The 10,347-nt window shown below is 70.3% G+C and carries 10 protein-coding genes; 6 read left to right on the top strand and 4 right to left on the bottom strand.

Features of this window, described 5'->3' with window-relative positions; all coding sequences use genetic code 11:
• The 4 genes from Q0C12_RS05305 to Q0C12_RS05290 form a co-directional block, all read right to left on the bottom strand.
• Window positions 1–1,082: PDZ domain-containing protein (locus tag Q0C12_RS05305; RefSeq protein WP_290887206.1), on the bottom strand; the 1,082-nt coding region annotated here is incomplete at its 3' end.
• A gap of 65 nt (window positions 1,083–1,147) precedes the next feature.
• The gene (locus Q0C12_RS05300; protein ID WP_290887203.1) at window positions 1,148–1,690 is read right to left on the bottom strand and encodes a hypothetical protein; all 543 of its coding nucleotides are present in this window, start codon (window positions 1,688–1,690) and stop codon (window positions 1,148–1,150) included.
• Entirely contained in the window at window positions 1,683–2,252 is a 570-nt protein-coding gene (locus tag Q0C12_RS05295) for a sigma-70 family RNA polymerase sigma factor (protein WP_290887200.1), read from the bottom strand. Before Q0C12_RS05295 ends, Q0C12_RS05300 begins: the two co-directional genes overlap by 8 nt.
• 127 nt (window positions 2,253–2,379) lie before the next feature.
• Window positions 2,380–4,575, bottom strand: coding sequence for a TonB-dependent receptor (locus Q0C12_RS05290; protein ID WP_290887198.1), 2,196 nt, complete (start codon window positions 4,573–4,575; stop codon window positions 2,380–2,382).
• A 177-nt stretch (window positions 4,576–4,752) separates the two neighbouring features.
• On the opposite strand from Q0C12_RS05290, the gene Q0C12_RS05285 reads away from it, so the two are divergent.
• The 6 genes from Q0C12_RS05285 to Q0C12_RS05260 all read left to right on the top strand — a co-directional run bounded on the left by Q0C12_RS05285 (window position 4,753) and on the right by Q0C12_RS05260 (window position 10,246).
• Entirely contained in the window at window positions 4,753–5,745 is a 993-nt protein-coding gene (locus Q0C12_RS05285; protein ID WP_290887195.1) for an extracellular solute-binding protein, read from the top strand.
• Window positions 5,746–5,749: 4 nt separating this feature from the next.
• Window positions 5,750–7,333, top strand: coding sequence for an iron ABC transporter permease (locus Q0C12_RS05280; protein WP_290887192.1), 1,584 nt, complete (start codon window positions 5,750–5,752; stop codon window positions 7,331–7,333).
• A 138-nt stretch (window positions 7,334–7,471) separates the two neighbouring features.
• On the top strand, window positions 7,472–8,563 hold the full coding sequence (gene gcvT, locus Q0C12_RS05275) for a glycine cleavage system aminomethyltransferase GcvT (RefSeq protein ID WP_290887189.1): 1,092 nt from the start codon (window positions 7,472–7,474) through the stop codon (window positions 8,561–8,563).
• A gap of 87 nt (window positions 8,564–8,650) precedes the next feature.
• The gene (gene gcvH / locus Q0C12_RS05270; RefSeq protein WP_290887187.1) at window positions 8,651–9,046 is read left to right on the top strand and encodes a glycine cleavage system protein GcvH; all 396 of its coding nucleotides are present in this window, start codon (window positions 8,651–8,653) and stop codon (window positions 9,044–9,046) included.
• 450 nt (window positions 9,047–9,496) lie between these two features.
• On the top strand, window positions 9,497–9,757 hold the full coding sequence (locus Q0C12_RS05265) for a hypothetical protein (RefSeq protein ID WP_290887184.1): 261 nt from the start codon (window positions 9,497–9,499) through the stop codon (window positions 9,755–9,757).
• Window positions 9,758–9,796: 39 nt separating this feature from the next.
• Complete coding sequence (locus Q0C12_RS05260; protein ID WP_290887181.1) at window positions 9,797–10,246, top strand: hypothetical protein; 450 nt, start codon at window positions 9,797–9,799, stop codon at window positions 10,244–10,246.
• The last annotated feature ends 101 nt before the right edge of the window (window positions 10,247–10,347 follow it).

Raw genomic sequence — 10,347 nt, 5'->3', positions numbered from 1 at the left:
GGCGGCGTCGCTGCGACCGGCGGGGCGGGCGGTGCCGGCGGGGCGGGGGGCGGCGGGGCGAACCAGCGCAGGGGCGGGGCGTCGGGCACGGTCACTTCGACGGTGCGCGGCTTGCGGTCGCGCAGGACCTCGACCTTCACCTTCTCACCGGCGTCCTGCTCGCGCAGGGCGCGCATCGCGTCGCGCGGCGTGGCAACGGCGTCGCCCTCGATGCGCTGGATCACGTCGCCCGGCTCCAGCGCGTCGAGACCGGCGCCGCCGCTGAGCACCAGCACGCCGCGGTCGGTGCCGAAGTAGCGGCCCAGCTTCGCATCCACCGAGGCCAGGTTCAGGCCGCTCCAGCGGAAGGCCTGGCTGAGCACGGGCAGCTGGCAGTCCTCGCTGCCAGGCGCGCAGGGCGCACTGCGCAGGCGCTCGATCTCGATCGCTACGCCCGGGTCGATCAGCGGCGTGCCCTGGGCGCGCTCGAACGCGAGCGCGCGGGCGACGGCGCCGTCCTCGCGGTTGAACACCATTACCCGGCCGATCTCGTCCACCACCACGTTCGCGGTGCCCGGCTTGCCGTCGCGGGTGTAGCCCAGCGCCAGCTTCTGGCCCTTCTCGAGGCCGCCCAGCCATTCGCGCGCCTGGTCGATGGCGGTTTCACCGCGCTGGTCGATGGTCTTGCCGTCCACCTTCACCAGCACGTCGCCGGTGCGCAGGCCGGCCTTGGCCGCCGGGCTGTCGGGCGTCACCGCGGCAATGCGGACGCCGGGGCCCTTCTCGTTCTCGGCCATGACGATGCCGACGCCGGGGCGGCGCATGGCACCCGGCGTTTCGGACAGGTTGAACCGCAGCTCGTCCACGTCCAGCGCCGCACCCTCGGGACCCATCACGATCACGTTGCGGTGGACGCGCGCGCCGTCGGCTTCGCCCAGCTTGCGGCTGAGTTCGGCGACGCGGCGGGCGTTGCGTTCGAGTTCGGCGCGCGCCTGCTCCAGCTCGGCGCGGGCGGCCGCCTCGTCCTTCGGCGCGTCCGCGCCGAACGCGGCGGCCGGCAGCAGGGCCGCGGCGATCATCAGTGACACCAGTCGAAGCTTCATGCGGGCATTCCTCGGTCGAGTAGCGGGGTCAGGTTCGGTACCCGGTTCGGTACCTGGTTCGTTTTTCAGAAGGTGGCGACCAGGGCGCCATCCACGGTGTCGCCGTCGGCGGCCAGGTACTGGCGGGTGCCCTGGAAGCCGGCGTATTCGCGCAGCAGCGAGACGCGCAGCTGCCAGAGGGCGGCGCGGCCGTCGGGGCCGAGCGCGGGGTCGGACAGCGCGGTGTCGATCTGCTGCAGGCGGTCTTCGAACTCCAGGCCGAGCAGGGTGCCGCTGGCCGAGGCCATGCCTTCGGGGGAGACGGCGTTGGCCAGATGCTCGAGGCGCGCGGATTCCGCCATCAGCGCATCGACGTCGGGCGCGGCCACGCGGGCGACGGGATCCGGCGCCGCGGGCGGCGTGGCGAGGCGGCCGGGCAGCAGCGCCGCCAGGGCCAGCACCGCAGCGGCGGCGAGCGCGAACGGCCAGCGCAAGCGCGGCTTGCGCTGGCGGGCGGCGAGGCGTCGCTGCAGCAGGGGCCAGGCGCTGCGGTCGGGCGCCTCCAGCGGCAGCCGCTGCAGTGCCTCGGCGATCGGCAGGCCGGGGTCGTGGGCGCGGGCGTCAGGCATGGGACAACTCCTGTTCGATCTTCAGCAGTTCGCGCAACTTGCGGGTGCCGCGCGCGAGCTGCGACTTGGAGAAACTGGGCGTGCGGCCCATCAGTCCGGCGATTTCGTCGTGGGTGTAGCCCTCGGCGTGGTAGAGCCAGAGCACGCTGCGGGTGGCGTCGGCCATGCGGCCGAGCGCGCGGGTGAGCAGGGCGGCGTCGGCGGCGGCGGCCGGCAGCATCACGTCATGGCTCTCGAGTTCGGCGTCCACCGCCTCCTCGGTCTGCGGCAGCCGGCCGCGGCGGCGCAGGCGCATCAGCGCTTCGTTCACCGCGATCTGGCGCAGCCAGCCCCAGAACGGGGATTCACCGCGGAACTCGCCCACGCGGTCGAACAGCTTGAGCATGGTGTCCTGCAGAACGTCCTGCGCCTCCTCGCGCTCGCCGGTGAGGCGCAGCGCCAGGGTGAACACCGGCCGCTCGAACAGGCGGTAGATCTGCTCGAACGCGCCCGCCTCGCCGCGCCGGGCGCGGTCGACCAGGGCGGCCGGGACATCGATGGCGAAGGAGGAGGGGTGGCTCACATCGGTCAAGGATGCGGCGGGAGCCCAAAGCGTCGCACAAAAATGTGGGAGGGACTTCAGTCCCGATGCTTTCCGGCGGAAGGCATCGGGACTGAAGTCCCTCCCACAGGGAGGTGGCGCTATCGGATCAGAAGCCGATGCGCATGCCCACGAAGGCGCTGCGGGGCTGGCCCGGGCGGGCGCCGGCCGGGCGGCGGGCGACGATGTAGGTTTCGTCCGACAAGTTCTCGATCCGGGCGTACAGCTCGACCCGGTCGTTGAGCTGGTAGCCGCCGGTCAGGTCCCAGACCACGGCCGAATCGGTGCGCTCACCGTTGCCGCCTCCGGCGACGGTCAGCATGTCGTCGAGGTAGTTGGCGGCCAGGCCCAGGCGCCAGCGCGCGCCGGCCAGGCCGAGTTCGGCGTGCACCAGGTGCTCGGGCAGGTAGGGCAGGCGGTCGCCGCTGGCCACGTCGCCCCACTCATCGAACTCGGATTCGAACGTATTGCGGAACTCCGCCCGGGTGTAGGTATAGGCCAGCGAGAACGGAACGGAGATCGCGCCCCCGGCGTTGAAGTCGTAGGCCAGGCTGGCCTCCAGGCCGCTCACGCGCGCCTCGCCGCCGTCGAACTGGTCGCCCAGGTTGCAGGTGCCGCCGCTGGACGCGGTGCACGTGCCGACCAGGTTGGAGTAATCGTTGACGAAGCCGACCAGCTCGGTGCCCAGCGCGCCCGCGTTCCAGCGCAGGCCGAACTCGCCGTTCACGCTCTTCTCCGACAGCGAGCCCGAGGCCGGGCCCGGCGGGTTGAAGCCGCGGTGCACGCTGCCGAACAGGGTCAGCGAATCGCTGAGCAGGTAGGTGGCGCCGAAGCCCGGGATGACTTCGTCCACCTCGGTCTCGACCTTCGACAGCACCACGTCGCGCAGGCCGGTGGCGGTGGAGTAGCGGGTGCTGGCCAGGTCGATGCGCTCGTAGCGCACGCCCGGGGTCAGGATCCACTTGCCGAGGCTGATGGTGTCGTGCACGAACAGCGACAGCGCCTCGGCGTCGCCGACGCGGTTGTCCTGGGTGCCGGGCGCGCCGTCGCGGGTCAGCACGAACTGGCCCGCCTGCAGGCGGTAGCGGTCGTCGTCCTGGTAGCGGTCTTCCTGGTCGCGGTGCACGCGCAGGCCCACTTCCAGCTCGTGGCTGGCGGCGCCGGTGGCGAAGCTCGTTCCGAGCACGGTCTGCAGGCCCTGGGCGTAGTAACGACGGTTGTTGTTGCGCAGGCGCAGGGCATTGTCCGGGCTGTCCTCGCCGGTAAGCCAGGCGTACTGGTCCGACCAGGTGGTCGGGTCGGCCAGGATGGTGCCGATGCCGACGTAGCCGCCGGTCAGCGGGTTCAGCACGTCGTTGAGTTTGTACCAGTTGCGCGAGAACTCGGTGCGGTAGGCGACGGTGCTGAGCGTGGTGGCGTCGCCGAGCTCGATCAGGTGCCGCAGTTCGTAGAGGTTCTGCTCGGTCCGGATGTTGTCCAGGCGCGAACCGGCGTAGCGGCGGTTCGGGTCGGCGCGGAAGTCGGCGTCGGTGAGGCCGAGGTAGGTCTCGTTGCTGTCCTGGGTATTGCGGCCGACCTTGAGGTCGAGCTGCTGGTACACGGCGGCGTCCGGCGCGCTGACCCAGCGCAGCTTGGCCACCACGTCGTCGAGCTCGTAACCGGCGTCGCCGCCGCCGTCGATCTGCTTGAAGCCGTCGGTCGACTGGCGCACCGCCTCGACCATGCCGCCGAAGCGCTCGCCCATGCCGCCGGCCCAGCCGTGCGCCAGCAGGGTGGCGTCGGAGCCGTAGGACAGGTCGAACTCGCCGCCGGCCTCGCCCGGGATCGGGGTGGAGATCAGGTTGATGGCGCCGCCGGTCGTGCGCGGGCCGGCCTGGATCGCCGAGGAACCCTTGCGGATCTCCACCGCGTCGATGCGGGCCATGGTCGGGAAGTAGTAAGCGGCCGGGGCGGCGTAGGGCGCCGGCGCGATCAGCACGCCGTCCTCCATCACCGTGATGCGGCTGTTGCGGTCGGTGCCCGAGCCGCGGATGCCGATGTTCGGGCGCAGGCCGTAGCCTTCCTCCTCGACCAGGTACACGCCGGGCACCTGGCGCAGGACGCGGTTGATGTCGCGGTAGTTGAAGCGCTCGAGCGTTTCCTGGTCGACGTAGTGGGCCGAGCCGGCCGCCTTCTGGGTGTCCTCGGCGGTGCCGAAGACGTTGACGCTGTCGAGCCTCTGCAGCTCGGGCGAAGGCGCGCCGCCGGCGAAGGCGGCGGTGGGCAGCAGGGCGAGGGAAATGGCGAGGCGCAGTGTCGGCGACATCGGGGCAGGTCTCGGATCGAAAGGGGAGTCGGGGCCCGGGCGGGGCGTGCCAGGAATCGTACTGGTAGCGAGAATGATTCGCAATACCAATATCGGGAATGAGCCCCTCGCCATGCCCCGGCATTGCAGTTAGGATGAGAATCATTATCATTCCCTGACCCTTCCCCGGAGCCCGCCATGTCGCGCCTCACGCTTTCCCTCCTGCTGGCCAGCCTGCTGGCACCCGCCGTCCAGGCGGCGGAACTCGTCGTGTACACCGAGCGCAAGGAACCGCTGGTCAAGCCGCTGTTCGAGCGCTACGAGCGCGAGACCGGCACGAAGATCCAGCTGCTGTCCGACGGCGCGCCGGTGCTGATCGAGCGCCTGGCCGCCGAGGGCGCGAACACGCGCGCCGACCTGTTCATGGCCGTGGACGCAGGCAGCCTCTGGCAGGCGGCCGAGCGCGGCCTGCTGGCGCCGGTGCAGTCGCCGGCGCTGGAAGCCGCGATCCCGGCCAACCTGCGTGACCCGCAGGGCCGGTGGTTCGCGCTGTCGCAGCGTGCGCGCACCATCGTTTACTCGACCGATCGCGTGGACCCGTCCGAGCTGTCGGGCATCGGCGACCTGGCGCGCGCGAAGTGGCGCGGCCGGCTGTGCCTGCGCTCGTCGAAGAAGGTCTACAACCAGTCGCTGGTGGCCACGCTGATCGAGCGCATCGGCGTCGAGTACACCGAGACCGTGGTGCGCGGCTGGGTCGCCAACCTCGCCACCGAGCCCTTCGCCGACGACACCTTGCTGGCCAAGGCGATTGCTTCGGGCCAGTGCGATGTCGGCCTCATCAACACCTATTACCTCGGTCGCCTCCAGCACGACGACCCGGCCTTCCCGGTGCAGGTGTTCTGGGCCAACCAGGCCGGCGTCGGCGCGCACGTGAACGTGTCGGGCGCGGGCATCGTCGCCGCCTCGAAGCAGAAGGACGAGGCGCGCAAGTTCCTGGAGTGGCTGGCGTCGGAATCGGTGCAGGCCGACTTCGCCAGCGTCAATTTCGAGATCCCGGCGCGCCCGGGCGTGGCGCTGGATCCGGTGGTCGCCGCGTGGGGGCCGTTCAAGGCCGACCCGGTGAACGTGTCGGTGGCGGGCGCGCGCCAGGCCGAAGCCGTGAAGCTGATGGATCGCGCCGGCTGGCGCTGACCTGATGAGCGCCGCCGTCGCGCGCACCGCCTGGCCGCGGCTGCTGGCCTGGGCGCTGGCCTTGCCGCTGCTGCTGCCGGCGCTGTGGCTGGCGAGTGCCTTCGCGACGCCGGCGCCCGGGGTGTGGCCGCACCTGTTCGCGCAGGTGCTGCCCGCCGCGGTGCGCAACACCCTGGCGCTGCTTGGGCTGATCGCGGCGCTCTCGATGCTGGTGGGCGTCGGCCTGGCCTGGGCCAGCGCGCGCTACGACTATCCGGGGCGCCGCCTGTTCGACTGGGCGCTGGTGCTGCCGATGGCGCTGCCGGGCTACGTGGTCGCCTTCGTTTATGTCGGGTTGACCGACTACGCGGGCCCGCTGCAGTCGGCCTGGCGCGCGCTGGGCGGCGCGCCATCGGCCTTCCCGGAGCTGCGCAGCGTGCCGGGTGCGGCGCTGGTGCTGTCGCTGGTCCTTTATCCCTATGTCTTCCTGATCGTGCGTGCCGCCTTCCTTCGGCAGGGCAGCGCCGCGATGGATGCGGCGCGCTCGCTGGGGCATGGGCCGCTGTCGGCCTTCTTCCGCGCGGCGCTGCCGATGGCGCGTCCGGCGTGGGTGGCCGGGCTGAGCCTGGTGCTGCTGGAGACGCTGGCCGATTTCGGCGCCGTCAGCATCCTGGGCGTGGATACGCTGGCGACTGCGATCTACAAGACCTGGTTCGGCCTGTATTCGCTGCCGGCCGCGGCGCAGCTGGCCTGCGCGATGGTCGCGCTGGTCGCGCTGGTGCTGGTGCTCGAGCGCATAGGCCGCGGTCGCGGGCGTCATGCCGGTCCGCAGCTGATGCCGCCGCCGCGCCGCCCGTTGTCCGGCTGGCGCGGTTGGGCCGTGTCCGCGCTGGCGCTGGCGGTGGTGTCGCTGGGCTTCCTGGTGCCGGTGGCGCAACTGCTGGCCTGGTCCTGGCAGTCGCGCGCGACGTTGCCCGAGGTCGGCGTGCCGGCGCTGAACACGGCCCTGCTTGCCGCGATGGCGGCGGCACTGGTGCTGGCGATCGCATTGGCCTTCACGCTGCTGGGGCGTCGCGGTGGCGGTGACCGGATCGTGCAGGCGGCCGGATTCACCGCCGGACTCGGCTACGCGGTGCCGGGCACGGTGCTGGCGGTCGGCGCGATGTGGCTGCTGGTCGCGGCCGAGCGCGCGATGCCGTGGCTGGGCGGGCTGGCGCTGAGCTCGAGCCTGGTGGCGGTGCTGCTGGCGCTGTCGGTGCGCTTCCTGCGCGTGGGCCACGAGGCGACCGAGTCCGCCTTCCAGTCGCTGCGTCCGTCCCTGCTGGAATCGGCGCGCGTGCTCGGCGTGCCGGCCGGCGCGCGCCTGCGCCGCATCGTGCTGCCGCTGCTGCGTCCCGGCCTGGTCGCGGCGCTGCTGCTGGTGATCGTTGAGACCGTGAAGGAACTGCCCGCCACCCTGATGCTGCGTCCCTTCGGCTGGGACACGCTGGCCGTGCGCATCTACGGCTACACCACCGAAGGCCTGTGGGCGCAGGCCGCGTGGCCGTCCCTGTGGCTGTGCCTGGTCGGCCTCGTCCCCGTCTGGTGGCTGGTCCGCCAGCAGCGATGACCAGGAACGGGGTCAGGTTCACTTCCTTGCGAAGCAGTGGCCAACGGGCGACCCGTCGCGAGGAAGTGAACCTGACCCCGTTCCTGGACCCCGTTTCGGGGAGATAATGGCGGTCTTCCCCGAACCGACTGGCAGGCCATGAGCAAGAAGACCGTCCTCAACGATACCCACCGGGCGCTGGGCGCCAAGATGGTCGACTTCGGTGGCTGGGACATGCCGATCAACTATGGTTCGCAGATCGAGGAGCACCACCAGGTGCGCCGCGACGCCGGCATGTTCGACGTCTCGCACATGACCATCCTGGACCTGCGCGGCGAGCGGGTGCGGCCGTTCCTGCGCCAGCTGGTGGCCAACTCGGTGGACAAGCTGCAGAAGCCGGGCAAGGCGCTGTACGCCTGCATGCTCGATGCCAACGGCGGCGTCATCGACGACCTGATCGTCTATTTCATGGCCGAGGACTTCTTCCGCCTGGTGGTCAATGCCGCCACCCGCGACAAGGACCTGGCCTGGATCACGGCGCAGGCCGCGCCCTTCGGCATCACGATCCAGGAGCGCCGCGACCTGGCCATCGTTGCGGTGCAGGGACCGAACGCCCGCGACAAGGTGCTGGGCCTGCTGTCGCCGGACGCCGCGCAGCGCGCCGGCAAGCTGGGCAAGTTCGTCGCCTGCGAGGCCGACGGCCTGTTCATCGCCCGCACCGGCTACACCGGCGAGGACGGTTTCGAAGTGATGGCGCCCGAGTCGCAGGCGGTCGATTTCTGGAATCGCCTGCTGGCCGCGGGCGTCAAGCCGGCGGGCCTGGGCGCGCGCGACACGCTGCGCCTCGAGGCCGGCATGGCGCTCTACGGCCAGGACATGGACGAGTCGGCCACGCCCTACGAAGCCGGCCTGGCCTGGACCGTCGCGCTGGACGAAGGCCGCGACTTCACCGGCCGCGGCAAGCTCGAGGCGCAGAAGGCCGCCGGCGCCGCACGCCAGATGATCGGCCTGGTGCTGGACGAGAAGGGCGTGCTGCGCCACGGCCAGGCGGTGTTCACCGCTGCGGGCGAGGGCGAGATCCTTTCCGGCACCTTCTCGCCGACCCTGGGCAAGGCGATCGCACTGGCGCGGGTTCCGGCCGGCGAGGTCGGTGCGGTCGAGGTCGACATCCGCGGCAAGCGCCTGCCGGTGCGCGTGGTGAAGTATCCCTTCGTCCGCGACGGTGTCGCCCAGCCCGGCGTGCTGGCCTGAGCCGCCGCTCGCGGCGGATGCCTTCGCCCGCGCTCCCCGCTAGACTAGCGACCACCCCCCGCCACGCACCGACCATCGAGGCCTGTCATGAGTGAGATCCCCGGCGACCTGAAGTTCCTCAAGTCCCACGAATGGGCCCGCGTCGAAGACAGCGGCCGCATCACCGTCGGCATTTCCGACCACGCCCAGGGCCTGCTCGGTGACCTGGTCTACGTCGAGCTGCCCAACGTCGGCGACACCCTGGAGCAGGGCGCCGCCGCCGCGGTGGTCGAGTCGGTCAAGGCCGCCAGCGACGTCTACGCCCCGGTCGCCGGCAAGGTGGTCGAGGTCAACTCGGCGCTTTCGGACAAGCCCGAGACCATCAACGAGGACGCCTACGGCGAAGGCTGGCTGTTCGTGCTCGAGGCCAGCGAGCCGGAGCAGCTCAACGAGCTGCTGTCGCCCGACGACTACGCCCAGCTGCTCGAGGACGAAGGCCACTGACGGCCGGTCCTCCCGAAGCATCCGACACCGGCCGCCACGTGCGGCCGGTGTCGTTTCCGGGGACGGGAAAGTCGCCGGCGCCGTCGGCGATGGCGGCCGAAGTTCGCGCAGTTCGGCCATCCGGGGCATCGAAACGCGTCGTCCGGGCGCCCGGTCGCAAAGTTTTTTTTGGGCTTGCCGCAGCCGGCTCCATGCGGGCTGGAACGCCCGCCGCGCGTTGCCGCGGCAAGTGCTCGCCGTCGCATGCGGCAACGCGCGTGGCTTTTTTAAAGCACTTTTTTTGCATGTAGTTTTCTCGCACGTGCAAAGCGTTGTTCCTCCGAGCCCAGGCAGCGCCGACTTCCGTGCCGGGACATGGCGAGGGGGCCTTGAAATTTTTTCTGCAAAGTTGTTGACATCAAGATTTCCCGTGATTAGCTTTCGCCCAGCAGATGTCAACTGCGGAAACGAGTGATCAGGATCGAAACGACAACGCGGGCCACAACACCGAACTCCACCCGGACTCCGTCGTCGGTGGATCAGGGCAACCATCCCTCCGCGAAATCGAAATCGAGCTTCCGCAAGAACCGCCTTTCCAACGCCCGGGCCGGTCATGGCCTGGGCGTTTTCATTTCCGGCGCCGCCCCGCGCCGGACCCGATCCGTCCACGGCGCCCTTGGCGCGGTGGCGGTGCTGCGTCGCGGGAATCCTCCCGCGGCCATGCTTTTGTGACTGGGCAGTCCAAACGCCAACTGACGAGGAGTTGACACCATGGCTACGAAGAAAGCTGCGAAGAAACCGGCCAAGAAGGCCGCGAAGAAGTCCGTGAAGAAGTCGGTCAAGAAGGCGGTCAAGGCCGTCAAGAAGACCGTGAAGAAGGCGGCCAAGAAGGTTGCCAAGAAGCCGGCCAAGAAGGCCGCGAAGAAGGTCGCCAAGAAGCCGGCCAAGAAGAAGGTTGCCAAGAAGGCTGCCAAGAAGGTCGCCAAGAAGCCGGCCAAGAAGGCCGCGAAGAAGAAGGTTGCCAAGAAGGCTGCCCGCAAGCCGGCTGCCAAGAAGGCCGCCAAGAAGTCGGTCAAGAAGACCGCCAAGAAGGCTGCCAAGAAGCCGGCCGCCAAGAAGGCTGCGAAGAAGCCTGCTGCGAAGAAGAAGGCGGCGCGCAAGCCCGCTGCCAAGAAGCCGGCGATGGCGATGCCTGCCGCCCCGGTGGCTCCGTCGCTCTAAGACGGATCGCAAGCGCGTTATCTGGGCTCTCTCCCCGTATTGCCCAGGCGGGGAGGGAGACTTTCCAGAAGCACCAAAGAGAACGCCGGCCCAGTGCCGGC

The sequence above is a fragment of the Arenimonas sp. genome (assembly GCF_022842045.1).
GTDB lineage: Bacteria > Pseudomonadota > Gammaproteobacteria > Xanthomonadales > Xanthomonadaceae > Arenimonas.
This window is presented reverse-complemented; position numbering and strand designations above follow the sequence as displayed.